Below are 26,210 nucleotides of genomic sequence, written 5' to 3' on the forward strand. Positions count from 1 at the left end.
AAACCTTTTAAAAGTCTTCTTTTTATCATTTGCTTCCTGTCTGTGTTTTTCAGTTCTGGGCAAGAAAAACAAAAATAACTGTCAAATACTCTGGTAGAACTTCAACGTCACCAGACGTTAAAGATGGTGCAATAGTATTTCTAAGAAATAAGTCACAGCAAGTACATTTTATTCATAAAGGAGCTGATCTTTTTTGCGATAAAGCTATTTATTACGAAGATCAAGACTTTATTGAAGCCTTTAGTAACGTCGTAATGAAACAAGGCGACTCCATAAATATGGTAGCTAAATATTTAGAATATAGCGGTAAATCGCAATTAGCTATCGCCAGAGGAGATGTTGTTTTAACAGAACCACAATCTATATTAAAAACTGATACACTTTATTTTGACAGAATAAAGCAAGAAGCCTATTACAATACAAAAGGTACAGTTGTAAGAGACACTTCTGGTACAATTACAAGTCAAATCGGTAGATATTATATAAATGCTAGCAAATACCAATTTATTCAAGATGTTGTTCTCGTTAATCCTGATTACACATTAAATACTGAACGTCTCGATTTTTTCACAGAAAATGGACACGCTTATCTTTTCGGACCTTCAACAATTGTTGGAGAAACCAGTAAAATTTATAGCGAACGAGGCTTTTATGACACTAACAACAACACCGGACATTTTCAACGTAATGCCAAAATCGATTACGACAACCGCACTGTAGAAGGAGATAGTTTATATTTTGATAGAAATAAAAGTTTCGCTTCGGCGACCAATAATATAACGGTTACAGACACCTTAAACAAAAGCATCGTAAAAGGTCATTACGCAGAAGTTTGGCGCGCACAAGACTCCATGTATATTACGAAACGTGCTTTGGCTATAACGGTTCAAGAAAAAGATTCTGTTTACATCCATGCAGATACATTAATGGTTACTGGTAAACCCGAAAATCGTATTACGCGCGCTTATAATAATGCCCGATTATATAAAAGTGATATGGCAGGTAAATCCGATTCTATTCACGTTAATCATAAAGAAGGGCTTACCCAAATGATTAACCTCAATAGATTTAGTTCTACAGATGCTTTTGCCACCAAACGAAAACCCGTACTTTGGAATATAGGCAACCAAATGACCGGAGATACCATTCACTTGATTTCGAATCCAAAAACAGAACAATTAGATTCTCTAAAAGTATTTGAAAACGCCTTTTTAATTAGTAAGGATACAATAAGTGAAGATGGTTTTAACCAAATAAAAGGACAACGATTAATTGGATTATTTAGAGACAACGAACTTTATAATGTAGATATCATTAAAAATGCTGAAACCATTCGTTATTTAAGAAATGATGACGGCGAATTAATAGGTATTCAAAAATCAAAATCTGGAAGTATTAATGTAAAGATTATTGACCAAGCTATTGATGAAGTACGATTTATTAATCAAATTGATGGTAATATTTTTCCTGAATCTGAGTTTCCAAAAAGCGGTAGAAAATTAAGAGACTTCGATTGGCGTGGAGAAGAACAACCACTATCTGTTGAAGATTTATTTAAAGACGATTCTCCTTTAGACTTGCCAACAATTAAAGGTTTAGACGACTACGTTCCGCCAGAAGCATTTATTGGTGATGCTATTACACAACGTATAGAAGAAGCCGGAAAAGCAACTCCAGAAAAAGAGAATAAAGCAGCCCGAAATCTTCCTAAGAAAACAGCGGTAAAACCCTTAGAATCTACAACAAAAAAAGCAGATTCTACAAAGACAAAACCTATTAAGGATATAATCAAAAAAGAAGGTCAATAATTGAAAGACGAGTTTTTAAAATACCAGGCTCAGACCACTCCTCATCCTTTGGCTATGGAAATAAGTCATGCAAAAGGATCTTATATTTACGATACTAAGGGCAAAGCTTATCTCGATTTTGTTGCAGGAGTTTCAGCATGTAGCTTAGGACATTCACATCCTAAAGTTGTAAATGCTGTTAAGGAGCAGTTAGACAAATATCTTCATGTTATGGTTTATGGAGAGTACATTCAAAAACCAGCATTAGAATTAACGAAATTAATAGCCAAACATTTACCAGAACCATTAGAATCAACATATTTAGTAAATTCAGGAACAGAGGCAATTGAAGGTAGCCTTAAATTAGCAAGACGTTTTACAGGTCGTTCAGAAATTATTGCTGCAAAAAACGCGTATCACGGTAATACGATGGGCTCACTAAGTCTCATGGATTATGAAGAACGTAAGCAACCCTTTTTACCATTAATCCCAGATATAAAACATATTAAATTTAATTCTGAAGACGATTTAGATCAAATAACCGAAAAAACAGCTGCTGTTATTCTCGAAACTATTCAAGGAGGATCCGGATTTATTGAACCAAAAAACAACTATTTAACTAAAGTACAACAACGCTGTAATGCGGTTGGAGCTGTGTTTATTTTAGATGAAATTCAGCCAGGAATAGGACGAACAGGAAAATTATTCGGATTCGAAAACTACAATTGCCAACCAGATATCGTGGTTACAGGTAAAGGTTTAGGAGGCGGTTTACCTATCGGAGCGTTTACAGCTTCTAAACAAATGATGGATTGCTTAAGCGATAATCCAAAACTAGGACACATCACAACCTTTGGGGGGAACCCTGTAATTGCAGCTGCAGCTTTAGCAACATTAAAAGAAATTACGGAATCAAACCTAATGTTTGAAGCCTTAGAAAAGGAACAATTAATCAGGAAACATCTTCAGCATAAACACATCAAAGAGATTAGAGGTCGTGGTTTAATGTTAGCCGCTTTTACAGAAAGTGCAGAGCTTACAAGCACTCTAATTTTGCGTGCTAAAGACCAAGGATTAATCCTGTTTTGGTTACTTTTTGAATCTAAAGCCATCCGAATTACACCTCCAATGACTATTTCTAATGATGAAATAATAGAAGGATGTCGTATTATAACTTCAATACTAGACGATATTTAAGCCTCCCCCACACCTGTCAACACACTCAAATAAAGCAACTTAAACACCACTACACAAACAAAGGCTTGAATGTTAATTATTTTGTTAAGAACATTAATGTTAAAACCGATGTATCCTAAAGTATAGCTGTAATTTTATTTCAGCGAAATATTAAATCATTTATGCATTACAGTCAAGAGGACGAAAACTTTCCAATTACTCGATTTGAATCGATGTTAAAGACCAACAATATTTTGTTCTTTGATTCAAACGATTTTGAAAACATTATTCACCACTATTTAGAAAATGGTAAGATTGCGCTATCTAAACGTGCCATTAAATTAGGTTTAGAACAACACCCTTCGTCAATCAATCTAAGATTATTTCAAGTTGAAATTTTAGTTATTGAAAACAAGTTTAAAGAAGCAAATAATCTTTTAGATAGACTTCATAATATAGAACCTACAAACGAAGAAATTTTTATTCAAAAGGCAAATGTATTATCTAAGCAAGATAAACATCAACAAGCTATAGATACTTTACTAATTGCTATCGATTTATCTAATACACCAGAAGATGATGCCGATTTATATGCCTTGGTAGGCATGGAGTATTTGTTTTTAGATCAGTTTGAAAATGCTATTATTTATTTTAAAAAATGCCTAGAAGGCGATACTTCAGATTACTCTGCACTTCATAATATTGTGTATTGTTACGATTTTTTAAATCAGCATACAGAAGCTATTGACTATTTAAATATATTTCTAAATACAAACCCTTATTGTGAGGTTGGCTGGCATCAACTAGGACGACAATATTTTACAATTAAAGATTACACAAAAGCAAACGCAGCACTAGATTTTGCGATTATTTCGGATGATACTTTTGTTGGCGCTTATATTGAAAAAGGTAAAGTATTAGAGAAACTAAAACAGTACGAAGAAGCGATTGAGAACTATAAAATCACCTTGGCTTTAGACGACCCAACATCTTTTGCGCTTTTGCGTATTGGGCAATGCTATGCCAAACTCGGTGAGGAAGATTTAGCTGTTCAATTTTTCAAAAAAGCTATAGATGAAGATGCTTTATTGGATAAAGCTTGGATTGCAATTACCAAGTTTTACATGAAGCGTCTTAACTACCAAAAAGCATTATACTATATAAATAAAGCAGTTATTATAGATGGTGACAATGCAGCATATTGGAAGCTATATGCCACTGTAAATAAACGTTTAAATTTCCTTGAAGAAGCAGAGCGTGGTTATAAACAAACTTTAGAATTAGGTAATTTTGAATTGGATACTTGGTTAAATAGAACTGATGTTCTAATAACTTTAGGTGAACATGATGCGGCTATATTTAATTTACTCCAGGCTTCAGAATTTTATCCAGAAAATGCCGAAGTAGAATACCGATTAGCAGGTTTGTATTTTACAGTTCATCAACCTGAAGAAGGCAGTTTCCACCTTAAAAATGGAACCAGACTTAATATTGATTACAACTTTATTATCTCAGAATTATTTCCACAACTTACAGACAAGCCCTTGATTAAAGCTATAATTTCAGAAGCTAAAAAGACATCAAACTAAAAAAATCATACCTTAGCATTCTTATTTTATTATAGAATGCAAAGACGATTTATAGATTATTTAGTGATCACCTTTAAAGGTATTGCAATGGGAGCAGCAGATGTTGTTCCAGGTGTTTCTGGTGGAACAATTGCATTTATATCTGGTATCTACGAAGAACTTATTGAAAGCATCGATAAGGTTAACCTCAGTGTTTTTAAAGTATGGAAAAAAGATGGTTTTAAAGCCGCTTGGAACTCCTTTAATGGAAACTTTCTATTAGCGCTTTTTTCTGGGATAGCCATCAGTATCTTATCCTTAGCTAAAATCATAAAATGGCTATTACACAACGAACCTGTTTTACTATGGTCGTTCTTTTTCGGACTTGTATTAGCTAGTATTTTATACATCGCTAAACAAATTAAAGGCTGGTCCGTAAAATTGGTAATTGCTATTATCATAACTTCAATTATATCTTTTTACATCACCTTAGCAGAACCTTTTGCTTCTCCAGATAGTCCATACTATTTAATATTTTGTGGTTTTATAGCGATTATCGCTATGATATTACCAGGAGTTTCTGGTGCATTTATTTTACTAATCCTAGGAGCATATCAAACTGCAATTGACACCATTAACAACTTAAGAGATGGCTTGCTCAATGGCAACATGGAACTTTTTAAAGATGCGCTTTTAAAATTTGTATTACTAGCCGTTGGTGCTATCATTGGACTTAAAGTGTTTTCCAAAGCTTTAAATTGGATGTTTAAACATCACAAAAACCTGACTCTAGCCATCTTAACAGGGTTTATGATTGGGTCTTTAAATAAAATTTGGCCTTGGAAAGAAGTTTTAAAAACACGCATAAATTCTGAAGGAGAAGTGGTAACCTTACTTGACAAAAGCATTTCACCTACGGCTTACATTGGAGATAATGAACTCGTTATGGCAATTGTATTTATTGTTATTGGTTTTGCTGTTATTCTTATATTAGAGAGCCTAGGAAAACAAAAAAATAAGGTGTAATGCAAAGTACCAGAACCCTAATCGATCGTTTATTTTTGGTCATTAAAGGTTTAGCCATGGGAGCTGCTAATAAAGTTCCTGGCGTATCTGGTGGAGTTGTTGCCTTTGTTGCAGGTTTTTATGAAGAATTCATCTACTCACTACAACGCGTTAATAAAACCGCTTTTAAGCTTTTAATTAATGCACGTTTTAAAAGCTTCTATCGTTATATAAACGGCAAATTTTTAAGCTTACTATTTCTGGGTATGATAGTGAGTTACTTTAGTGTTTCTAAATTACTAGATTATCTCATTGTGCATTATGAGATTTATGTATGGAGTACCTTCTTTGGAATGATTTTAGGATCCATTTATTATATCTCTAAAGATTTTAAAGAATGGAACAGAACTACGTTATTAGCTTTAGTTCTTGGAGCCATAGCAGGAATAAGTGTTAGTTTTTTAGATCCTGCAACGGAAAATGACAATCTCTTTTTTGTCTTCTTTTGTGGTATCATTAGTGTTTCAGGTATGACCTTACCCGGATTTTCAGGCTCATTTATCCTTATTCTCTTGGGTAATTATGTCTTACTCTTAGTCGATTCTGTAAATGCACTTTACGATACCATGTTCGATATTTTTAGTGGTAATTTTGACTTTATTAATGACGCATATCGCATACGCATGCTAAAAGTCTTAGCGGTGTTTACCTTGGGTTCAGTAACAGGCTTAGTGACATTTTCTCATATGTTAAGTTATATTTTAAAAAACTATAAATTTATAACGCTTGCAACCATAATGGGATTTATTATAGGTTCATTAGGAGTCGTATGGCCGTGGAAAGAAACGATTTATAAAACGAATGTAGAAGGCATCGCGACTTTAGATTCCACTGGAAAACAAATCATTACCAATTACCAACGGTATTTACCAGAATTGAGCACCCAAACTTACATCGCAATTGTTTATATTGCCCTTGGAATCCTTATAGTTTTAGGATTAGAATGGTATGGAAAACGCACAAGACAAATCAAAGCTTAAATTCGGACTCGTAGGAAAAGACATCTCATATTCTTTTTCTAGAGGGTATTTTAAAGCTAAATTCGACTCTGAAAATCTACCGAATTCCTATGTAAATTTCGATTTACAATCTATAGACGAGCTTTCAGAAATCATAAAAAAGACATCAAACTTAAAAGGTCTTAACGTCACTATTCCTTATAAAGAACAAGTCATCCCTTTACTAGATAAACTCAACAAAAAAGCACGAGACATTGGAGCTGTAAACACCATTCGATTTACAAAAAAGAAAAAGCTTGTAGGCTATAACACCGATTTTTATGGCTTTAAAAACTCCATAAAACCACATTTAAAATCACATCATAAAAAAGCTTTAATTCTGGGTACTGGAGGGGCTTCTAAAGCCATTGCTTACGCCCTTAAAAAATTAAAATTAAATATGATTTTGTCTCGCGTTCTCAAAAGGAAAATGTCACCTTTTTGTACTCAGACTTATCAGATAAAATTATATCAGACTATACAATCATTATCAATTGTACACCGATTGGCACCTTTCCAAAAGTTAACGCATGTCCAGATATTCCGTATGACGCCATCACAAAAGAGCATATTTTATATGATCTTATTTATAATCCTGAGCAAACTAAATTCTTACACTGTGGCCAACTTAAGGGTGCAACTACCATTAACGGTCTAGAAATGCTGAGATTACAGGCTGAAAAATCTTGGGATATTTGGAATAAATCCTAAAATACAAGCTCTACGCGCATTTCCTTTGTAGTTAAACCACTTGTTAGTATCTTTAACATCTATAAAAAATATTTGACACATGTCTGAGAATGATAACCTGCAAGATGCAGATGGAAAAAAAGAAGTAGAATCAACAGAAACTACTCCAACACAACCAACTGAAATTGAAACGAATGCCGTTGAAACTGAAGTAAATAATGACCTTGAAAAAGGTTCTGAAATTGAAACAGTTGAAACTGACGCTATCAACATTGTAAAATCTGAAGAAGATGACGTTGAGGACACACCTGCAACTGAAGCTCCTAAAGATGAATTAGTGGATGAAATTGAAGCTTCAAACGCTGAAGATGCGGAAGATGAATCAAATGCTGAACGTCATGAGGTAGAAGAAAAAGATTATCATGCCATGACTATGGATGAGTTAACTGCTGAAATCGGTAGACTCTTGAAAAATCATAAAATTCAGACCATCTCTAAACATGTTAATGAGATTAAAGGTGAATTCAATGCGAAATTCACTGAACTTCTAGATGAAAAAAAGGAAGAATTCATTGAAGATGGTGGTAACGAAATAGACTTCTATTACACGAACGACACCAAAAAACAATTCAATTCCCATTATAAAGAATACAAGCAAACCATAAATGTTTACTATAAAGAACGTGAGCAAAACCTTAAGCAAAATCTTGATAATAGATTAGAAATAATTGAAGATATCAAAGGTTTACTGAGTGTTGAAGAGAATATGGGTACAACCTATAAAACCTTCAAAGAGCTTCAGGAAAAATGGCGTAATGCCGGCCCAATTCCAAGAGATAAATACAATAATGCTTGGAACACTTACCACCATCATGTAGAGCGTTTTTACGACTTTTTACATCTCAATAACGATTTGAGAGATATGGACTTTAAGCATAACTATGATCAGAAATTAAAAATCATAGAACGTGCAGAAGAGTTAGCTGAGGATGAAAACACGAATCGTTCTTTTAGAGAATTGCAAGTATTACATAAACTTTGGAAAGAAGAACTTGGACCTGTTGGTAAAGAACATAGAGAAACGATTTGGGAACGCTTTAGCAATGCAACAAAAGCAATCCACGATAAGCGTCAATCTTATTATGCTGATATGGATAAAGCTCACGAAAAAAATCTTGAGCGAAAAGAAGAGATCATTGCACAAATAGTGGCTGTTGCAGAAGATAAAGGCAACTCACATAGCGCATGGCAGAAAAAATTAAAGACATTGAAGCTTTAAGAGACGCATTTTTTAAGGCCGGTAAAGTGCCTTTAAAAGTTAATGAAAGTACTTGGGCAAAATTTAAAGGAGCGGTTAGAACTTTTAATCGTGGTAAAAACAGCTTTTATAAAGATTTAAAGAAAGATCAGTACGATAACCTTAAGAAGAAAAAGGATTTAATTCAAATTGCCGAAGACAATAAAGATAGTGATGACTTTGCGACGGTAACTCCATTAATGAAGAAAATTCAGAATGAATGGAAAAAAATTGGTCATGTTCCAAGACGTGATAGTGATAAAATATGGAAACAATTTAAAGCGGCTTGTAATCACTATTTTGATAAAATGCATACAGAGCGCAAAGCGCAAGACCAACACCTTTATGATGCATTTGATAAGAAAGTAAAAATTCTTGACGAGTTAAAAACACTTGAGCTTAGCGAAGATCCTAAAGCAGATATAAAAATACTACAAGACAAAATTGCTGAGTGGAAAACCATTGGATATGTACCACAAAACAAACGTTACATTGATGGTAAATTCTATAAAGCGATTGATGATAAATTCGATAAGCTTAAAATGGATAAGTCGAAATTAGAAATGATTAAGTTTGAGAGCAAACTCGAAAACTTAGCAGATTCTGATGACACGCGATTACTTGATAATGAGCAAAACTTTATCCGTAAAAGAATTACTGAAATAAAATCTGAAATCAATCAATTGGAAAACAATTTACAGTTTTTCTCTAATGTAAAGTCAGATAATCCTCTGGTAAAAGATGTACATAAAAACATTGCTAACCACAAAAAAGAATTAGACACTTGGAAAGCCAAATTATCCAAGGTTCGTGGCATGTATAGCTAAAATGCTATAGAATTTAGATGTAACTCATTTGCTTATAACAAACATCCGTTTGTTATAAGCAAATACTTTCTGTAATAAACAAAATATTAAAGAAGTTTAGTCTCAGCATCACAAATACGCTATGTACTATTTCTAAATACAAATCAATTCAACCAAACAATTTAAACACCCAAATATTATGAAAAAAACTCTACGTTTTTTACTGTTATGCCTACCAACTATTGCATTATCACAAGTTGAATTAGATCAGGTTGATGATTTTGAAGATTATACGATGAGTAACTGGACCAAAAACAATTCTATTGCTAACGAAAATATTTATAACGGAGGTCCTTCTGGTGAAGGCGATAATTTTTTACGAGTAACCTCAAACGGTTCAGGTTCTGATCTTGAATTAATGACTAAAAATAATGCGCAATGGCAAGGTAACTACTATCAAGGTAATCTTTCGAGTCGTGTTAAATACATATCAATGGATGTTAGAAATTCTGGTGATAATGTTATTTTTTTAAGATTATCTTTTCAAACGGATTACGGTCTTATTTACCGTTGCAGTACCACAAATGCCATAGCTGTTTTACCAAACGAAGGATGGAAGCGAATTTCGTTTTCAATTCTTGAAGAAAACATAACAGCACTTTCAGATACCTTCAATTACTCTGTTACATTTGGAAGTTCAAGTCAAGGCGTAGAAGAAATGAGAATATTACACAATGATGTACCTGCTTGGGAGTCAGATCCCATCGAAGCGGTTTTAGATATTGACAGCATCATGGCTGAAAGCCAGACTTTGAGTACAGAAGAAATCGCTGTGAAATCAGAATTAAAATTATTTCCAAATCCAACTAGCAATGCTATTACTGTGACTAGCAACGAAAACGTTACTGAAAATATTAGCTATGATATTATTGATTTATTAGGAAGAACGGTAAAAGAAGGACGTTCTAAATTAAATCAGGAAATAAATATACAAGATTTGAATAGTGGTAATTATATTGTTGAAATAAAAAATGCCAATGGAGACATCTTTAGAGAAAAACTAATAAAAAATTAGTCGGCATTCTCAATATCTATATTTTAATATTAAAGTCAACTTATATCTAATAAAACTAATGTTGGCTAAAGCCTAAAATATCAAAACCCACTTGTGCTTTACAAGTGGGTTTTGCCCTAACTAAACTAAATTAACCTTAATTACAACCGCTTAAAATAATAATTAAGATTTCCTACTAAGATTATAAAAACGCTTTTGTTTTTATATACAGTATTTACGCACAGAAAGTACTTTTGGATGTTTGGAATTTAATTTTTTAAAACTTTAACAAATCACCTAGTATTGTTAGTATTTTAAGAAAGAAAATAGACCCTAAGAAAGGTAAATTTCCCTAAACACAAATGGTTTTAATGATAGATTTCTTATTTAATAGGGAAAGACAATTTAGAAAAGCACTTCGTTAATCACAACTAAAAAGCATAATTCAAAGTGGATTTCTGCCTTCGCAGGAATGACAATAAAATTAAAGTAATTTTGCTTCTTCCCAAAAGACATCCATTTCAGAAAGTGTCATGTCTTTTAAAGATTTATTTAATTCTTTAGCTTTAGATTCTAAATATTGAAAGCGTTTTATGAATTTTTTATTGGTGCGTTCTAAGGCGTTTTCAGGATTTACTTTCAGGAAACGTGCATAATTAATCATAGAGAACATAACATCCCCAAATTCACTTTCTATGGCGTCTTGATCGCCCTTTAGGATTTCAGCTTTTAATTCGGCAATTTCCTCTTCTACTTTCTCAAAAACCTGCTCTGGTTCTTCCCAGTCAAATCCAACACCAGCTACTTTTTCTTGTATGCGACTGGCTTTTACAACAGCAGGTAAACTTTTCGGCACTCCTTCGAGCACACTACTTTTACCCTCTTTAAGTTTAAGTTGTTCCCAATTGCGTTTTACTTCTTCTTCATCTTTAACTACGACATCTCCATAGATATGGGGATGACGATTAATCAGTTTATCACAAATGCTATTACACACATCTGCAATATCAAAATCATTGGTTTCACTTCCTATTTTAGAGTAGAACACAATGTGAAGTAAAACATCACCCAATTCCTTTTTAACCTCGTCTAAATCCTTATCGAGAATAGCATCTCCAAGCTCGTAAACTTCTTCAATGGTGAGATGACGTAAGGATTCCATCGTCTGTTTTTTATCCCATGGACATTGCTCTCGCAACTCGTCCATGATTGTTAACAAACGCTCAAAGGCTTTTAATTGGGCAGCTTTATCAGACATGTTTATTCTTCTTCGTCAGAAGCTTTTTTATCATCTTTAGACTCTTCAAGTGAAGCTAAAAGATTATTTTTTTGAAGTAAATTATACCATTGTACAACTTTCTTTATATCTGAAGGATACACACGATCTTCATCATAATCTGGTAAAACTTCGAAGAAAAACTCTTCTAAAACATCTTTACTGTCTTTATGACTAATCGAAGTTGGTTGACCACCTTCTTTTTCCATTACCTTTTTGAGTACCTCTCTTAATGGTACTTCTTCGGCTAATGTATAAATAGCAATTTCACTAAGAATACTAATGTTACTGTGTGCACCAACTGTGATACGTTTTTGGTCGATTAATGACTCTACAACAGCACCTGTTCTCGTTTGTGTTACAATTTGAAATAAACCTGGTTTCCCAGAAATGGATAAAATTTTATCTAAGCTCATATATATTATATTAACGTTTCTTGCTCATTGCAGGAAATCGCATTCTGTAATCAATTTTAATCTTACCTTTTGAAATGTTGGTCAATCGTCCTTTTATTAAACGCTTTTTAAAAGATGATAGTTTATCTGTAAATAAAATGCCTTCAATATGATCGTATTCATGCTGAATCACTCGTGCGATTAAGCCATCGTATTCTTCAACATGTGTATCAAAATTTTCATCTTGATATTGAATTTTAATTTTGGTTTTCTAAAAACGTCTTCTCTAACATCTGGGATACTTAAACAACCTTCATTAAAAGCCCATTCTTCACCTTCTTCTTCTAAAATCTGAGCATTGATGAATGTTTTTTTGAAGTTTTTCATTTGCTCACTCTCTTTTTCAGAAAGATCTTCATCATCTGCAAAAGGACTTGTATCCACTAAAAATAACCGAATTGCCAAACCAACTTGAGGAGCTGCTAAACCAACACCATACGCACCATACATGGTTTCGTACATGTTATCGATAAGCTCTTTTAATTTCGGGTAATCTTTGTCTATGTCCTTGGCCTCTTTCTTCAAAACAGCATCGCCATAGGCTACAATAGGTAAAATCATAATTCATTTATTTTCGGGTGCAAAAATACCAAATTCTATTATAATATTTCAAATTTCAAAAACTAAATACAAAAACTAAAATCTAGCAACCACATACATTTTATTTTATAATTCTTTATAGTATACTAAATACTAGAAAGATAACTCTGTAGAATAAGAGTTGCACTAATTTCATCAACTAAAGCCTTATTTTGACGCTGTTTTTTCTTTAATCCGCTATCAATCATCGTTTGAAACGCCATTTTGGAAGTAAAACGTTCATCTACACGATCTACAGGAATTTGTGGAATTACTTTTGTCAATTCCTTCAAGAACTTTTTGAATATAAACTTCACTTTCAGATGCTGTATTATCCATCTGTTTTGGTAAGCCAACTACAATTTTCTCAACATTTTCTGTCGAAATATATGTAGATAAATACTCAAGTAATTTCTTTGTGTCTACAGTTGTAAGTCCTGATGCAATCATTTGCATCTCATCAGTAACCGCTAGTCCTGTTCGTTTTGTGCCGTAATCAATGGCTAAAATTCGTCCCATAAAGACAAAGATAATGTAATAAAAAACGCTTCTTTAATAAAAAGAAGCGTTTTTAAAATAATCAATTTAACCCAAACTAATCAAATGATATATTCCCTCTAAAAAATAAATCACTGTGATAATTATACTTAAGACACAACTATATTTTGTTGGTCACATTTTCTTACAAAAAGAAAACTCCTCAATATACGGGGAGAGGAGTTTTCGAAATTAGCTATTAATTAAATTCTAAGATATTTATAAGCAATATCAAAGCTTTAATTATTATTAAGACACTAAATTATTTAAAAGGTCACATTTTTTTTGAAAAAGTATTTTAGCTTCAGTCATTATAAAAGTATCTTTGATGTCTAAATACTATCGAACGATATAACACGAGCATGTTAAAAAAGCACTATTATTCCATAGAATAATTAATAGCGAATAACATGTGCCCTATTTAAAAACATTAAAAAGACACACATGAAACAACTACAATCTGTAATAGAAAATGCATGGGACGACCGCTCCTTATTAACTAACCAAGTAACTATCGATGCTATTAGAAGCGTCATAGATCTTGTTGATGCCGGTACGTTACGTGTTGCAGAACCAACAGCTGATGGATGGCAAGTAAACGAATGGGTAAAGAAAGCAGTTGTTTTATATTTCCCGATTCAGAAAATGGAAACTTTTGAGGTTGGTATTTTTGAATATCATGATAAAATCCCACTGAAACGCGGTTATGCATCTAAAGGAATTAGAGTTGTTCCGAATGCGGTAGCAAGACATGGAGCTTATATTTCTTCTGGTACTATTTTAATGCCAAGTTATGTAAATATTGGTGCTTATGTAGATGAAGGAACCATGGTAGACACATGGGCAACTGTTGGTAGTTGTGCACAAATTGGTAAAAATGTTCACCTTTCTGGAGGTGTTGGTATTGGTGGAGTTTTAGAGCCATTACAAGCCGCTCCTGTTATTATTGAAGATGGTGCGTTTATAGGTTCTCGTTGTATTGTTGTTGAAGGTGTACGTGTAGAAAAAGAAGCTGTTTTAGGTGCTAATGTCGTTTTAACCATGAGTACAAAAATCATTGATGTTACCGGAGACGAACCTGTAGAAACTAAAGGTGTTGTACCTGCGCGTTCTGTTGTTATTCCTGGAAGTTATACTAAAAAGTTTGCTGCTGGCGAATTTCAAGTACCTTGTGCTTTAATTATTGGTAAGCGTAAAGAAAGTACAAACAAAAAACATCTTTAAATGATGCTTTGCGTGAATATGATGTTGCGGTTTAAAAATTAATACCTAATTTGAATTAAATATGGAGCAACTTAAGCATGATATATATTGGCATTTTAAACTTAAAAGATCAAACGGTCGTGCATTAAAGGCGCTCAAAATAATTGAAAGCTATAACGGTAAGGTTAGTCCAAAATTCCGAAAATTATCAAATGAATATGCAACAGAAGTATTAGGAAATAAAGCTTATGCTCCATGGTTATATGTGTATTCTGCTATTCAGAATCGCTTTGATGCCGGATGGATTCCGGACAATTATTATGCTAAAGAAGTCGTACCAAGGTTAAATGGAGATTATGGAAAAGTTGCAGACAGAAACTTTATTACTCCATTCCTACTTTCTAGCATGGAATCATTAGACGTCGCCTATTTTATTAATGGTAAATTTTGTAGTCCAGATAGTAAAATTATCGACCCAATGGCCGTTAAAGATTACCTTTTTGAAAAGCAAGATAAAATAGTTTTTAAACTAGAGAATTCTAAACGTGGTAAAGGGGTTTATATTCTTGACAAAAATAATTTCGATCCTTCTACCTATATTTCAAACAAGTGTGGAAATAGTGTTTTTCAAAAATTTATAAAACAGCACCCTTTCTTTTCTGAATTTGCAGATAATTCTGTGGCTACAATTCGGGTTACAACTGTGTCAGACGAGCTAGGAAATATTTCTGCAAGAGCATCTTATATTAGATTTGGTCGTACTAAAGATACCCATATCATGTCTAACTCTGCTATAAGTATTCCGATAGATATTAATACTGGTGAATTTCATTCAGTAGGTTATATGAATTGGCTTCAAGTAGATAAACATCCAGATAGCAATGTTTCATTCCATCAAAAAACGATTCCTCATTTCAGTAAATGTGTCGATAAGGCTATAGAAATGCATCGTGTTATTCCTTTTATGGGATGTTTAGGTTGGGATTTAACGGTAGATACTTCAGAAAAAGTTCAAGTTATAGAGGTCAACGGAATTAATAATGGAATAAAACTTAGTGAAGCCACAACAGGACCATGTTTTAAGGATTTGAATTGGTCTAATCTTTGGAAACAAACACAACAATCTTAATTTTAATTTTTAATCATCACTATAATGCCAAGTAAAATACGTCGATTCTTCTTAAGGCACTTGCGAAAAATGCGTTCTTTACCGCCCAAAATTTACACGCCTATATCATATGAATTTTATACTGGTAAAAAATTAGATTTAGAAAACCCTATTGAATTTAATGCAAAATTGCAATGGATGAAGGTGTTTTATCACCCAAAAATTCTAACTCAATTAGTTGATAAATATGCTGTAAGAGCATATGTTGAAGAAAAAATCGGCGCACAATATCTAAACGATATTTACGGTGTTTATGATAAACCAGAAGACATTCCTTTTGATGAGTTTCCAGCTAAATTTGTGGTAAAAGCCACACATACCAGCAGTCATAATTTAATTGTTACAGACAAAACAAATCTAAATAAGGAAAAAGCACTTAAGTCATTTCGTAAATGGCTGAATAAAAATCAATATTACCGAATTGGGCAAGAATGGGCTTATAAAGATGTACCACCAAGATTAATCGTTGAGAAATTTTTAAAAAACGATGAAGAGAATTCGCTTATCGATTATAAATTTTATTGTTTTAGCGGAACGGCTAAGTTTTTAGAAGTACACTTAGATAGAGCTGACAATCATAAAAGAGGCTTTTATGATTTCGATTTTAAACCCTTACCATATAGGTATGTTTCTCTTGAAAAGAGTATTTCTTCAGATATAAAAAAACCTGTAAATTTAGAAGAAATGAAAAAATTTGCTGAAATTTTAGCCGGAAACTTCCCGTTTGTTCGTGTTGATTTTTATTCTATAGAAGGCAAAACTATTTTTGGAGAAATGACGTTTTATCCATCTGATGGAAGAAAAGATTTTATTCCTGAGGAATACAATAAAATTATAGGAGATTACATTATACTCCCTAAATTAGAAAGCGGACAACAAGCTATTACTAAAATAGATTAACTTCGATTAAATATTTAAAGCTAATGTTTACCATATTCGAACTTAAATTATGACGAATAATACTGCTGACCAACATGCTATTGATGCCGTAATTCTTTGGGTAGATGGTAATGATGAGCACCATAAAGCCAAAATGCTACCTTTTTTAGAAGATAAAACTAAAATTAATTCCGAAAAATTTAGAACGCGTTATGACCAAGTCAATGAAATTAAGTTCACCATTGATTCAATTTTAAAGTATGCTCCATATATTAGAAATATTCATATTATAACAGATAATCAAACACCAGATTTTTTAAAAAACAATAAAGAAGACACTTATAATAAAGTTTCTATCGTAGATCACAAGGTGGTCTTTAAAGGCTTTGAAGAGTACCTACCTACTTTTAATTGTAGACCAATTGAAACCTGTTTGTACAGAATTCCAGATTTAGCAGAGCACTTTATTTATATGAATGATGACTTCTTTTTAATAAATGAGACTAAACCAAGTGATTTCTTTAAAAATGGACTTCCTGTTTTAAGAGGGAAATGGCTAAAGTTTGATAAAGATATTTTCTATAAAAATTTAAAAAACCTAGAGTTGGACATAAATCTATTCAACAAAACGCAGCTAAATTAGCGGGCTTTAACAAGTATTACAACTTTAAGCACACTCCTCACCCATTAAGGAAATCGACATTTGAAACCTATTTTAATGCCAACGAAAACGTACTTATAGAAAACATTAAACATCGTTTTAGAAAAACAAGTCAGTTTACGCCTCAAGGCTTAGCAAATCATTTAGAAATAAAAAATAAGACCTGTTACTTTAAAAGTGATTTACAACTGATGTATTTTAGATCGTATAAAAAACCGTTGTATTGGTATCGATTCAAATTGAATGTAAAGTCTAAAGGGAAATTATTCTTAGGACTTCAAAGTTTAGATCGTAGTCCTCCACACATCTTAGATTATATTTTAGGTTGGTTAGAAAAACGTATGCGCTAAACACTAACAGGAATAAAGAAAAAAGTAGAATGCATTATAAATTTTTAATATATATATCTTATAGTTATGCTTTACCTATAGGGACTCCTTTGGAAAAAGAAATTTTAAGCAGAGGAGATACCGTGATGTGGTTTAGCGACCTTGACAATACTAAAACGGCATTACAAGGAAAAAACAATGTCTTAGATACTATTAAAAGTGTTGTAAATTATGAGCCTGATATTGTACTGGCGGCAACCAATGATGTTCCTGATTTTATTTCGGGTTTGAAGGTCCAAATTTTTCATGGCTTTAATGCTCAAAAACGACCAGAGGGAAATAATAAATTTGCCCATTTTAGATTACGTGGTTTTTTCGATTTATACTGTACGCAAGGACCTTCAACGACTTCTGTCTTTAAATTACTTCAAGAAAAACACCAATATTTTGAAGTTAAAGAAACAGGCTGGAGTAAGGTAGATCCTTTGTTCCCTATTGTTGAACAAGAAAAAAACAGCTTGCCAACTATAATGATTGCTTCTACATTTAGCAAACGCTTAAGTTTGGCACTTCATAATGACGTTTTTAAAACCATCCAACAATTAGCCACCTCAGGAAAGTATAATTTTATAATGGTACTACACCCTAAGTTGCCTAGTGAAATAAAAGACAAATGGAAAAGTTTAAACAGCAATCACTTTACCTATTATGACACTACCGATTTAGCTCCTCTGTTTAAAAAGGCCGATATTATGTTTGCTGATACAACATCTGCGATTCAAGAGTTTTTACTTCAACAAAAACCTGTAGTCACTTATAGACATACGTTTAATCATGACTATTTAATAAATATTGAGGACGCAAATGCTATTGAAAGCGCTTTTGATGAGGCTCTAAATTATCCTGAAAAGTTGCTTACAAATATTGATACATTTATTAATCAATTACATCCGTATTTTGATGGAAAATCGAGCAAACGTGTTGTTGAAGCTTGTATATCTTTTCTACACGACGATAAAAGTCATTTAAAAAACAAACCTCTCAATCTAATACGTAAGTATAAAATTAGAAAACGCTTGGGCTATTTTACATTGAAGAGTTATTCTAAGCCTTACACTTTAAAAAATAATTTAATCCTTTTTAATACCATATTGGGTATAAGTCGATTTCTCTCGCTTAGTATGTTGCCTAACCTGCTTGTTTAATATTAAGGCTTCTTCATTTTTATATGGTCGTTCATGATGTAAGTGAACACAAATGGCGCTATAACGAATCTGCAAAAACCGAACACCATTATGCATCATTCGCTCACCTACTTCCCTATCCTCTCCTCCATACTTCATCCGTTCATCAAACCCATTAACTGCTAGAATATCGCTTTTCCAACACGATACATTCATACCGTCAAAAGTGGCCTTCGTTGGAGTTACAGAATTTAAAAATGAGGCTTTTGTTTTTGATTTTGTCAACTTATTCATTTTAAAAGTCTTTGGCTGCCCTTCAGCAATAAGCCAATCTTTTTCAAAACAGTGTTGATTTCTAACAACTTGATCATTTATTTTAATCGAAACATCATTTGACAACTTAAAATAGCCACCAGATAACGCATGTTTTAATTGACTTAATTTTAAATGCGTTTCAACAAAATCTTTACGCGCAATACAATCTCCATCTGTGAAAATTAAATAATCAGCGTTTGAAGCCACAATCGCTTTATTTAAGATTTTGGTTTTCTGGAATCCATCATCCTCTTGCCAAACGTGAATGACCTTCAAATCTGTGCGCTTAGAAAACTGGTCTACAACGGCTTTAGTTTTTTCGTCTGAGCCATCATCTGCAACAATAATTTCAAAATTCTTGGTCGTTTGAAGATCAAAACTAAGTAATACCAATTGAAGCCATTCTGGCTTATTAAACGTGCTTACAATTATTGTGGCTTGTAGATTAGATTGCATTTAGCAAAAATACTATTTTTACGGCATTGAAATCAACAACATGCTAAAACTGTCTGGAGTCATTATCACTTTTAATGAAGAACGCAACATTGAACAATGTTTGCAATCTCTAGTTAATGTGGTGGATGAAATTATTGTTGTGGATTCATTTTCTACAGATACGACCAAAGCTATTTGCGAACGGTTTAACGTCAAATTTATTGAACAAGAATTCTTAGGTTATATAGAACAAAAGAATTTTGCATTATCACAAGCTAGTAACGACCACATCGTATCACTAGATGGTGACGAGGCCTTATCTGATAAATTACAGCAATCCATAATTGACCTCAAATCGAATTGGAAATTTGATGGATATTATGCCAATCGTTTCAATAACTTTTGTGGGCAATGGATTAAGCATTCCGATTGGTATCCCAATAAAAAATTGCGCATTTTTGATAGACGGTCTGCTGAATGGAAAGGTATTAACCCGCACGATAATGTGCAACTACACGACGCTAAAGCCGAATCCGGACATTTAAAAGGTGATATCTTACATAAAACCTATCAAACGTATTCGGAGTTTAACCTAAAGACAGAATATTTTTCAACTATTGCCGCCAAAGCCTACTATGATTTAGGAAAGAAAGCTCCTATCTGGAAAATTATTTGGAATCCGGCTTGGGCCTTTTTTAAAACTTATGTTTTAAGGTTAGGTATTTTAGATGGATTTAACGGCTATGTGATTGCCGTACAAACAGCGAATATTACATTTCTAAAATACTCTAAACTAAGAGCGCTTTATAAAGAAAAATAGTAACTATTTCCAAAACTTAAATAGCTTCTTCATCTTCTTTTTACGTCTTATTTTTGATCTAAATCCTTGCACTTCCTCCCACATTGCATTGAATATGACATCGTATGGTTTCCCATAACATTTTGCATATTCATCACTCATAATTTCTACCATGTGTTTGTATTTAGATAATCTTGCGAAATTTTTCATTCTCGCACTAAAATCCATTGGCAAAAATTTCATTCGGTTTAAATCAACAAGATAAAACTCATACGAATCATTATCAACAGTGATCAATGTATTTCCTGGAGAATGATCTAGAAACATAATCCCTTTTTCATGCAACTGAAACGTAAATCTTGTAAACGCTCTTAATATAGACTCATACTTAGGATAATTAAAATCCGTAAGTAGTTCTCTATAGGTTAAATCACATTCTAATTGCTCAGAAATATAGTAACTCCTATTAAACAAAAAACGCGATTTATAGTCATAATATGCAACAGGCTGTGGAGTTCCTACACCCAATTTCTGAAGTTCTTTTGCATATTCAAAAGAGCGTTGCGCTTTACTTTTTCGAAAAAAACGATAAGCAATCTGATTAACGATATTGGGTATTCTAAAAGACTTTACGTTGAGTGTCTTGCCTTCAAGTTTAAAAAGTTTTAAAGAATTTCTTTTTTGATTGCCATAATCTTCGCCTTTAGAATCATAGTTGGTAATGATATCGTCTAGAAACGCTTCATGTTGCTTAAAATTATCGTGTATGTTTTTTGTTTTATTCACAAAGATATAGTCAACGATTATTAAACCGTTTAACCACTTGTTTTACGTGTTATTATATGTCACTTTAATTGACAAAAATAATCATATTTTTATATTCTATTCTGTATTTATAAGTTAAATCGAAATGGCTATTTTTACTTTAAAACTAGCCGTTTTAATAACTCCCATTGTTATTGCCTCCAATTATAAAATCATTATCTTAAATTTACAATAAATAAAACTTTAAATGCAGCTGTTAGACCTTATTGGTAGAAAAAACGAGTTATTCGCACACGATGTAGAGTTGCATACTGATGCATTAAAAAAGATTGTTTCTTCTTCAAAATTTCTAGTCCTTGGTGGTGCTGGCACAATTGGTCAAGCCGTTACTAAAGAAATTTTCAAGCGTCAACCTAAGAAACTTCACATCGTAGATATTAGTGAAAATAATTTGGTTGAATTAGTAAGAGATATCAGAAGCTCATTTGGATATATCGATGGTGATTTTAAAACCTTTGCCTTAGATATTGGCTCTATTGCATATGATGCATTTATTGCTTCAGACGGTAATTACGATTATGTTTTAAACCTTTCGGCATTAAAACACGTACGAAGTGAAGAAGACGCTTTTACATTAATGCGAATGATTGATGTGAATATTTTGAATACTAAAAAAACCATTGAACAATCCATAGCTCATCGTGTAAAAAAATATTTCTGTGTCTCTACAGATAAAGCTACCAACCCGGTGAACATGATGGGAGCTTCAAAACGTATTATGGAACTTTTTCTAATGCAAAAAAGCAAAGACCTCACTATTTCTATGGTGCGTTTTGCGAATGTGGCATTTTCCGATGGCTCTTTGTTACATAGCTTTGAACAACGGATTAAAAAACAACAACCTATTGTAGCGCCAAGCGATATAAAACGATATTTTATAACACCTAAAGAATCCGGAGAACTGTGCTTAATGTCGTGCATTTTTGGTGAGAATAATGATATATTGTTCCCACAACTCAATAAAAATCTAAACCTCACTAGTTTCTCAGACATTGCTATAAAATACATTACAGCACTTGGTTACGAACCTTATTTGTGCGATAACGAAAACGAAGCTAGGCAATTAGCCAAAACCTTACCTAGAGCAGGAAAATGGCCTTATTTATTGACAAAAAGTGATACCACAGGCGAAAAAGATTGTGAAGAATTCTTTACAGAAGAAGATACCATAGACGTAAAACATTTTAATGCCATTGGTATTATTAACAACGAACACGTAATGGATAACGTCAATGAACTCGATAAATTTTCAAAAGCAATAAAAGCACTCAAGGCAAAACAATCTTGGACAAAAGAAGATTTAACCCAACTATTTTATAAAATATTACCGAACTTTAACCATAAAGAAACGGGTAAATTTTTAGATCATAAAATGTAACTGATGCACAATAAGATAGATGTTGTAATCATGGCTGGTGGTAAAGGAGAGCGTTTAATGCCACTAACCCTAAACACTCCAAAACCGCTTTTAAAAATAGGGAATAAACCCATAATTGAATATAACACAGATCACCTTGCAGTTTCAGGAATTAAGCATATAAATATCACTGTCAATTATTTGAGTGATCAGATTATAACTTATTTTAAAGAAAACAATAAACATCAAATTAATTTTAATTTCATAAAAGAATCAAAGTCTTTAGGGACTATTGGTGCTTTAAAACTTATAGAGCGTTTTAATAATGATTATATATTAGTGATGAATGCAGATTTACTCACTAATGTAAATTTCGAAGCGATTTTTAATGATTTTATTTCAAAAAAAGGAGATGCTTTAATCGCAACGATACCTTATAAAGTGAATATTCCACATGGAGTTGTTGATACGAAAGCCGGTTTTGTTACCGATTTAAAAGAAAAACCGTCTTACACTTATTATTCTAATGCTGGTATTTATATCTTTAAAAAGGAGTGTTTCGACTTTATTCCGGAAAACAACTTTTTTGATGCCACAGACTTAATTGAAATCTTATTGGCTAAGCGGAAAAAAATTGTCAATTACCCTATTTTAAATTACTGGTTAGATATTGGAAAACCTGAAGATTTTGAAAAAGCACAACAAGACATTAAACATTTAAAGTTTTAGTTCATTACTTTTTTCTTGAACCCTATTTCATCTCTAAAACTTAAATTAATTTCTATACCCTAAAAAGGGCAGTATTCATTTTAAAAGATTAGTCACGTGTCGTATCTTTGCACAGCTAAAAATACAGTTACTTTTTAATTCATTTATAGAGCATCTGTAGTTTCAATTATCTTATGAATCACAAACAAGGATTAAAACACCCTATTTTTAAATATATCACTCAATCTGCTGAAGAATTGCAGGTAGAAAGTTACGTTATTGGAGGCTTTGTACGGGACTATTTTTTAGAACGTGGAAATGCAAAAGATATTGATGTGGTTGCTGTTGGAAGTGGTATTGAATTAGCAAAACAAGTCGCTAAAAACTTACCAAACCAGCCTAAAGTTCAAGTTTTTAAAACTTACGGAACTGCCATGTTGCAGTATGATGATATTGAAATTGAATTTGTTGGTGCTCGAAAAGAAAGCTACAATGAAGACAGTAGAAATCCTGTTGTTGAAAACGGTACTTTAGAAGACGATCAAAACCGTCGCGATTTTACCATTAATGCCTTAGCGTTAAGCTTGAATAAAAGTAATTTCGGCGAGCTTTTAGATCCGTTTAATGGGCTTAGTGATTTAGATAAAGAGATAATTCGTACTCCTTTAGATCCTAATATTACATATAGTGATGACCCATTGCGTATGATGCGAGCCATTCGTTTTGCAACACAGCTAAATTTTAAAATTGAAGAAGCGTCTCTTAAAGCAATTACCGATAATAAAGAGCGCATAACGATTATTACCAACGAGCGCATCGTCGTTGAACTCAACAAAATTTTAGAAAGTAAAACACCCTCTATTGGATTTATTCATTTAGAAAAAACAGGATTGTTAGATTATATTTTACCAGAATTAACAGCCTTAAAAGGTATTGACGAAATTGAAGGCCAACGTCATAAAGATAATTTTTATCACACCTTAGAAGTGGTTGATAATATTGCCAAAACTACGGATAACCTTTGGTTACGTTGGGCTGCATTATTGCACGATATAGGAAAAGCACCAACAAAAAAATTTCATAAAAAAATTGGGTGGACCTTCCATGCGCACGAATTTGTAGGCTCTAAAATGGTCTATAAACTTTTTAAACGTTTAAAAATGCCATTGAATGACAAGATGAAATTTGTTCAGAAAATGGTATTTATGAGTTCTCGACCAATTGTTTTGGCAACAGAAGTTACAGATGCCGCAGTAAGACGTTTGGTGTTTGATGCTGGTGACTATGTTGAAGATCTAATGACACTTTGTGAAGCCGATATCACAACTAAGAATCCAAAAAAATTCAAAAAATATCATAATAACTTTCAGAAAGTAAGAGATAAAATTGTTGAAGTTGAAGAACGCGATCAGGTTCGTAATTTTCAACCTCCTGTTTCAGGTGAAGAAATCATGAAAACCTTCAACTTAAAACCTTCAAGAGAAATCGGAATAATAAAAGAAGCGATTAAAGAAGCCATTTTAGAAGGGGAGATTCCTAATGAACATGAAGCCGCTTTTGAGTTGATGTTAGAAAAGGGAAAGGCATTAGGATTGCGAGCTGAGTTAAAAAGCAGCAAAGATTCAAAGTAACAAAGATGAAAAACGATCATACTTATCGTCAACTTTTAGTTTGGCAAAAGTCAATGGCTTTGGTAACGGAAATTTATACTGAAGTAAAGGTTTTTCCTCCTGATGAATTATACGCTTTAACCTCTCAAATCAAAAGATCAGCAACCTCAATACCAAGTAATATCGCTGAAGGCTATGGAAGAGATGGAAAGAAAGATTACTTAAGATTTTTTAAACATAGCGCTAAGCTCCTTATTTGAACTACAGACGCAATTAGAGATTTCTTATAATTTGAAATTTTTAAATGAGATTAGTTTTAACAAACTATATACCGATACAAGAGAGATTGAAAGAATGTTAACCAGTTTCATCAGAAAAATCAAAGGCTAAACTTTGAAACTTTGAAACTTTAAAACTTTGAAACTTTGAAAGTAAAAAAGAAAATAAAGCAGTCATCTATTGGCTACTTACAGGTTGCGCTTTAATTTTTATAATGGTCATCGTTGGTGGTATCACTAGACTGACACATTCTGGCTTATCGATTTCAAATTACAAGTTAATTTCAGGAACTATTCCTCCAATGAACGACGTGGAATGGAATGAAGCTTTCGAACTTTACAAACAATATCCTGAGTATCAAAAACTTCATAATCACTTTGGTTTAGAAGAATTTAAGGATATCTATTTTTGGGAATGGATTCATCGCGTTATTGGTCGATTTATTGGTTTGGTTTTTATAATTCCTTTCATCTACTTTTTAATCAAAAAACGCCTTTCAGCATCTATTATAAAAAAATCAGTCGTGCTACTTCTTTTAGGAGGTTTTCAAGGGTTTTTAGGATGGTATATGGTAAAATCTGGCTTAGTAGATGAGCCTAATGTGAGTCATTTTAGATTAGCAGCGCATTTAACCACAGCCTTTTTAACCTTTGCCTATACGTTTTGGGTAGCTTTAGATTTAATGTTTCCTGACAAAAAAGTCATCGATAAGAAATTCAGAAATTTTATTAGAATTGGTTTAGCCGTTCTTATCCTTCAAATTATATATGGTGCTTTTGTAGCTGGTTTAGATGCCGGATGGATTCATAACCATTGGCCATTAATGAGTGAAGGCAAATGGATTCACGAAACCGTTTATATTGAACAAACACCAACTTACCTCAACTTTTTAGAAGGAAAAAGTGGTGTTCAATTTGTGCATAGAACTTTGGCTTATGTCGTGGTGATTTTTATACTCGCCATTTGGTATAAAGCTAACAGAATGACACTTACCGCTTTTCAAAAGAAAGGGATTAACCTACTCTTAGCAATGGTAGGTGTTCAATTTTTATTAGGAGTTTTTACGTTACTATTAGCAGTGCCAGTATGGTTAGGTGTACTGCATCAAGTAGGTGCATTTATTTTGTTAAGTGCTATGACATTTACCTTACATCGCTTTACGAAATAATT

At 32.8% G+C, this 26,210-nt stretch carries 24 protein-coding genes and 4 pseudogenes; 22 read left to right on the forward strand and 6 right to left on the reverse strand.

All coding sequences use genetic code 11. The annotated features are described in order from the left end of the window. Positions 1 to 29: 29 nt before the first annotated feature. From ADIWIN_RS09485 to ADIWIN_RS09520, 9 genes and pseudogenes are all read left to right on the forward strand, one after another. On the forward strand, positions 30 to 1,808 hold the full coding sequence (locus ADIWIN_RS09485) for an OstA-like protein (RefSeq protein ID WP_020894920.1): 1,779 nt from the start codon (positions 30 to 32) through the stop codon (positions 1,806 to 1,808). Further along, a complete protein-coding gene (locus tag ADIWIN_RS09490; protein WP_020894921.1) occupies positions 1,809 to 2,984 on the forward strand; it encodes an aspartate aminotransferase family protein in 1,176 nt (391 codons plus the stop codon). It begins immediately after the preceding gene. 161 nt (positions 2,985 to 3,145) lie between these two features. Next, on the forward strand, positions 3,146 to 4,552 hold the full coding sequence (locus ADIWIN_RS09495; protein ID WP_020894922.1) for a tetratricopeptide repeat protein: 1,407 nt from the start codon (positions 3,146 to 3,148) through the stop codon (positions 4,550 to 4,552). Positions 4,553 to 4,588: 36 nt separating this feature from the next. Further along, positions 4,589 to 5,557 carry a DUF368 domain-containing protein gene (locus tag ADIWIN_RS09500; RefSeq protein WP_020894923.1) on the forward strand — a complete coding sequence of 323 codons (969 nt, stop codon included), beginning with the start codon at positions 4,589 to 4,591 and terminating at the stop codon, positions 5,555 to 5,557. Further along, entirely contained in the window at positions 5,557 to 6,576 is a 1,020-nt protein-coding gene (locus ADIWIN_RS09505) for a DUF368 domain-containing protein (protein WP_020894924.1), read from the forward strand. Before ADIWIN_RS09500 ends, ADIWIN_RS09505 begins: the two co-directional genes overlap by 1 nt. Then, positions 6,545 to 7,305: pseudogene (locus ADIWIN_RS09510) on the forward strand (shikimate dehydrogenase family protein). Before ADIWIN_RS09505 ends, ADIWIN_RS09510 begins: the two are co-directional and overlap by 32 nt. A gap of 79 nt (positions 7,306 to 7,384) precedes the next feature. After that, positions 7,385 to 8,563, forward strand: a complete 1,179-nt coding sequence (locus tag ADIWIN_RS21905; RefSeq protein WP_020894926.1) for a DUF349 domain-containing protein — start codon at positions 7,385 to 7,387, stop codon at positions 8,561 to 8,563. After that, positions 8,530 to 9,408, forward strand: coding sequence for a DUF349 domain-containing protein (locus ADIWIN_RS21910; RefSeq protein WP_020894927.1), 879 nt, complete (start codon positions 8,530 to 8,532; stop codon positions 9,406 to 9,408). Before ADIWIN_RS21905 ends, ADIWIN_RS21910 begins: the two co-directional genes overlap by 34 nt. A gap of 178 nt (positions 9,409 to 9,586) precedes the next feature. Continuing rightward, positions 9,587 to 10,462 carry a T9SS type A sorting domain-containing protein gene (locus ADIWIN_RS09520; protein WP_020894928.1) on the forward strand — a complete coding sequence of 292 codons (876 nt, stop codon included), beginning with the start codon at positions 9,587 to 9,589 and terminating at the stop codon, positions 10,460 to 10,462. A gap of 463 nt (positions 10,463 to 10,925) precedes the next feature. Here ADIWIN_RS09520 and mazG read toward each other — a convergent pair whose 3' ends face one another. The 4 genes and pseudogenes from mazG to ruvX form a co-directional block, all read right to left on the reverse strand. Then, the gene (mazG, locus tag ADIWIN_RS09525) at positions 10,926 to 11,699 is read right to left on the reverse strand and encodes a nucleoside triphosphate pyrophosphohydrolase (protein WP_020894929.1); all 774 of its coding nucleotides are present in this window, start codon (positions 11,697 to 11,699) and stop codon (positions 10,926 to 10,928) included. 2 nt (positions 11,700 to 11,701) lie between these two features. Then, the gene (locus tag ADIWIN_RS09530) at positions 11,702 to 12,133 is read right to left on the reverse strand and encodes a DUF5606 family protein (RefSeq protein ID WP_020894930.1); all 432 of its coding nucleotides are present in this window, start codon (positions 12,131 to 12,133) and stop codon (positions 11,702 to 11,704) included. Between the two features lie 10 nt (positions 12,134 to 12,143). After that, positions 12,144 to 12,733 (reverse strand): annotated as a pseudogene (def, locus tag ADIWIN_RS09535) (peptide deformylase). A 125-nt stretch (positions 12,734 to 12,858) separates the two neighbouring features. Continuing rightward, positions 12,859 to 13,270 (reverse strand): annotated as a pseudogene (ruvX, locus tag ADIWIN_RS09540) (Holliday junction resolvase RuvX). Between the two features lie 462 nt (positions 13,271 to 13,732). On the opposite strand from ruvX, the pseudogene ADIWIN_RS09545 reads away from it, so the two are divergent. From ADIWIN_RS09545 to ADIWIN_RS09565, 6 genes and pseudogenes are all read left to right on the forward strand, one after another. After that, positions 13,733 to 14,547: pseudogene (locus tag ADIWIN_RS09545) on the forward strand (2,3,4,5-tetrahydropyridine-2,6-dicarboxylate N-succinyltransferase). Positions 14,548 to 14,573: 26 nt separating this feature from the next. Beyond that, entirely contained in the window at positions 14,574 to 15,620 is a 1,047-nt protein-coding gene (locus ADIWIN_RS09550) for a sugar-transfer associated ATP-grasp domain-containing protein (protein WP_020894936.1), read from the forward strand. 69 nt (positions 15,621 to 15,689) lie between these two features. Continuing rightward, a complete protein-coding gene (locus ADIWIN_RS09555; protein WP_040756863.1) occupies positions 15,690 to 16,559 on the forward strand; it encodes an ATP-grasp fold amidoligase family protein in 870 nt (289 codons plus the stop codon). A gap of 49 nt (positions 16,560 to 16,608) precedes the next feature. Next, on the forward strand, positions 16,609 to 17,181 hold the full coding sequence (locus ADIWIN_RS21340) for a stealth family protein (protein ID WP_020894938.1): 573 nt from the start codon (positions 16,609 to 16,611) through the stop codon (positions 17,179 to 17,181). A 209-nt stretch (positions 17,182 to 17,390) separates the two neighbouring features. Continuing rightward, complete coding sequence (locus ADIWIN_RS21345; protein ID WP_020894939.1) at positions 17,391 to 17,549, forward strand: hypothetical protein; 159 nt, start codon at positions 17,391 to 17,393, stop codon at positions 17,547 to 17,549. 29 nt (positions 17,550 to 17,578) lie between these two features. After that, positions 17,579 to 18,733, forward strand: coding sequence for a UDP-N-acetylglucosamine 2-epimerase (locus ADIWIN_RS09565; protein ID WP_020894940.1), 1,155 nt, complete (start codon positions 17,579 to 17,581; stop codon positions 18,731 to 18,733). Here ADIWIN_RS09565 and ADIWIN_RS09570 read toward each other — a convergent pair. After that, entirely contained in the window at positions 18,659 to 19,483 is an 825-nt protein-coding gene (locus ADIWIN_RS09570; protein ID WP_040756865.1) for a glycosyltransferase family 2 protein, read from the reverse strand. The two genes, ADIWIN_RS09565 and ADIWIN_RS09570, sit on opposite strands and share 75 nt — an antisense overlap. A 40-nt stretch (positions 19,484 to 19,523) precedes the next feature. On the opposite strand from ADIWIN_RS09570, the gene ADIWIN_RS09575 reads away from it, so the two are divergent. After that, the gene (locus ADIWIN_RS09575; RefSeq protein ID WP_020894941.1) at positions 19,524 to 20,282 is read left to right on the forward strand and encodes a glycosyltransferase family 2 protein; all 759 of its coding nucleotides are present in this window, start codon (positions 19,524 to 19,526) and stop codon (positions 20,280 to 20,282) included. A 3-nt stretch (positions 20,283 to 20,285) separates the two neighbouring features. Here ADIWIN_RS09575 and ADIWIN_RS09580 read toward each other — a convergent pair whose 3' ends face one another. Then, on the reverse strand, positions 20,286 to 21,047 hold the full coding sequence (locus ADIWIN_RS09580) for a lipopolysaccharide kinase InaA family protein (protein WP_020894942.1): 762 nt from the start codon (positions 21,045 to 21,047) through the stop codon (positions 20,286 to 20,288). Between the two features lie 226 nt (positions 21,048 to 21,273). Between ADIWIN_RS09580 and ADIWIN_RS09585 the strand changes: the two genes are divergently transcribed. From ADIWIN_RS09585 to ADIWIN_RS09605, 6 genes are all read left to right on the forward strand, one after another. Further along, positions 21,274 to 22,464: a UDP-N-acetylglucosamine 4,6-dehydratase gene (locus tag ADIWIN_RS09585; RefSeq protein ID WP_020894943.1), complete on the forward strand. Its 1,191-nt coding sequence runs from the start codon at positions 21,274 to 21,276 to the stop codon at positions 22,462 to 22,464. A 3-nt stretch (positions 22,465 to 22,467) separates the two neighbouring features. After that, the gene (locus ADIWIN_RS09590; protein ID WP_051155444.1) at positions 22,468 to 23,172 is read left to right on the forward strand and encodes a nucleotidyltransferase family protein; all 705 of its coding nucleotides are present in this window, start codon (positions 22,468 to 22,470) and stop codon (positions 23,170 to 23,172) included. Positions 23,173 to 23,345: 173 nt separating this feature from the next. Beyond that, the gene (locus ADIWIN_RS09595) at positions 23,346 to 24,782 is read left to right on the forward strand and encodes a CCA tRNA nucleotidyltransferase (RefSeq protein WP_020894945.1); all 1,437 of its coding nucleotides are present in this window, start codon (positions 23,346 to 23,348) and stop codon (positions 24,780 to 24,782) included. A gap of 5 nt (positions 24,783 to 24,787) precedes the next feature. Beyond that, positions 24,788 to 25,021, forward strand: a complete 234-nt coding sequence (locus tag ADIWIN_RS21915; RefSeq protein WP_020894946.1) for a four helix bundle protein — start codon at positions 24,788 to 24,790, stop codon at positions 25,019 to 25,021. A 19-nt stretch (positions 25,022 to 25,040) separates the two neighbouring features. After that, on the forward strand, positions 25,041 to 25,151 hold the full coding sequence (locus ADIWIN_RS21920; protein ID WP_316929650.1) for a four helix bundle protein: 111 nt from the start codon (positions 25,041 to 25,043) through the stop codon (positions 25,149 to 25,151). A gap of 64 nt (positions 25,152 to 25,215) precedes the next feature. Beyond that, positions 25,216 to 26,208, forward strand: coding sequence for a COX15/CtaA family protein (locus tag ADIWIN_RS09605; protein WP_040756867.1), 993 nt, complete (start codon positions 25,216 to 25,218; stop codon positions 26,206 to 26,208). Positions 26,209 to 26,210: the final 2 nt, after the last annotated feature.

The organism is Winogradskyella psychrotolerans RS-3, assembly GCF_000427335.1.
In the GTDB taxonomy this organism is placed as follows: domain Bacteria; phylum Bacteroidota; class Bacteroidia; order Flavobacteriales; family Flavobacteriaceae; genus Winogradskyella; species Winogradskyella psychrotolerans.

Bases quoted from the DNA above. Each gene is read 5' to 3' on its own strand.
- ADIWIN_RS09495 (WP_020894922.1), top strand. From the start codon at position 3,146: ATGCATTACAGTCAAGAGGACGAAAACTTTCCAATTACTCGATTTGAA.
- ADIWIN_RS09500 (WP_020894923.1), top strand. From the start codon at position 4,589: ATGCAAAGACGATTTATAGATTATTTAGTGATCACCTTTAAAGGTATT.
- ADIWIN_RS09505 (WP_020894924.1), top strand. From the start codon at position 5,557: ATGCAAAGTACCAGAACCCTAATCGATCGTTTATTTTTGGTCATTAAA.
- ADIWIN_RS21905 (WP_020894926.1), top strand. From the start codon at position 7,385: ATGTCTGAGAATGATAACCTGCAAGATGCAGATGGAAAAAAAGAAGTA.
- ADIWIN_RS21910 (WP_020894927.1), top strand. From the start codon at position 8,530: ATGGCAGAAAAAATTAAAGACATTGAAGCTTTAAGAGACGCATTTTTT.
- ADIWIN_RS09520 (WP_020894928.1), top strand. From the start codon at position 9,587: ATGAAAAAAACTCTACGTTTTTTACTGTTATGCCTACCAACTATTGCA.
- mazG (WP_020894929.1), bottom strand. From the start codon at position 11,699: ATGTCTGATAAAGCTGCCCAATTAAAAGCCTTTGAGCGTTTGTTAACA.
- ADIWIN_RS09530 (WP_020894930.1), bottom strand. From the start codon at position 12,133: ATGAGCTTAGATAAAATTTTATCCATTTCTGGGAAACCAGGTTTATTT.
- ADIWIN_RS09550 (WP_020894936.1), top strand. From the start codon at position 14,574: ATGGAGCAACTTAAGCATGATATATATTGGCATTTTAAACTTAAAAGA.
- ADIWIN_RS09555 (WP_040756863.1), top strand. From the start codon at position 15,690: ATGCGTTCTTTACCGCCCAAAATTTACACGCCTATATCATATGAATTT.
- ADIWIN_RS21340 (WP_020894938.1), top strand. From the start codon at position 16,609: ATGACGAATAATACTGCTGACCAACATGCTATTGATGCCGTAATTCTT.
- ADIWIN_RS21345 (WP_020894939.1), top strand. From the start codon at position 17,391: ATGTATTTTAGATCGTATAAAAAACCGTTGTATTGGTATCGATTCAAA.
- ADIWIN_RS09565 (WP_020894940.1), top strand. From the start codon at position 17,579: ATGCATTATAAATTTTTAATATATATATCTTATAGTTATGCTTTACCT.
- ADIWIN_RS09570 (WP_040756865.1), bottom strand. From the start codon at position 19,483: ATGCAATCTAATCTACAAGCCACAATAATTGTAAGCACGTTTAATAAG.
- ADIWIN_RS09575 (WP_020894941.1), top strand. From the start codon at position 19,524: ATGCTAAAACTGTCTGGAGTCATTATCACTTTTAATGAAGAACGCAAC.
- ADIWIN_RS09585 (WP_020894943.1), top strand. From the start codon at position 21,274: ATGCAGCTGTTAGACCTTATTGGTAGAAAAAACGAGTTATTCGCACAC.
- ADIWIN_RS09590 (WP_051155444.1), top strand. From the start codon at position 22,468: ATGCACAATAAGATAGATGTTGTAATCATGGCTGGTGGTAAAGGAGAG.
- ADIWIN_RS09595 (WP_020894945.1), top strand. From the start codon at position 23,346: ATGAATCACAAACAAGGATTAAAACACCCTATTTTTAAATATATCACT.
- ADIWIN_RS21915 (WP_020894946.1), top strand. From the start codon at position 24,788: ATGAAAAACGATCATACTTATCGTCAACTTTTAGTTTGGCAAAAGTCA.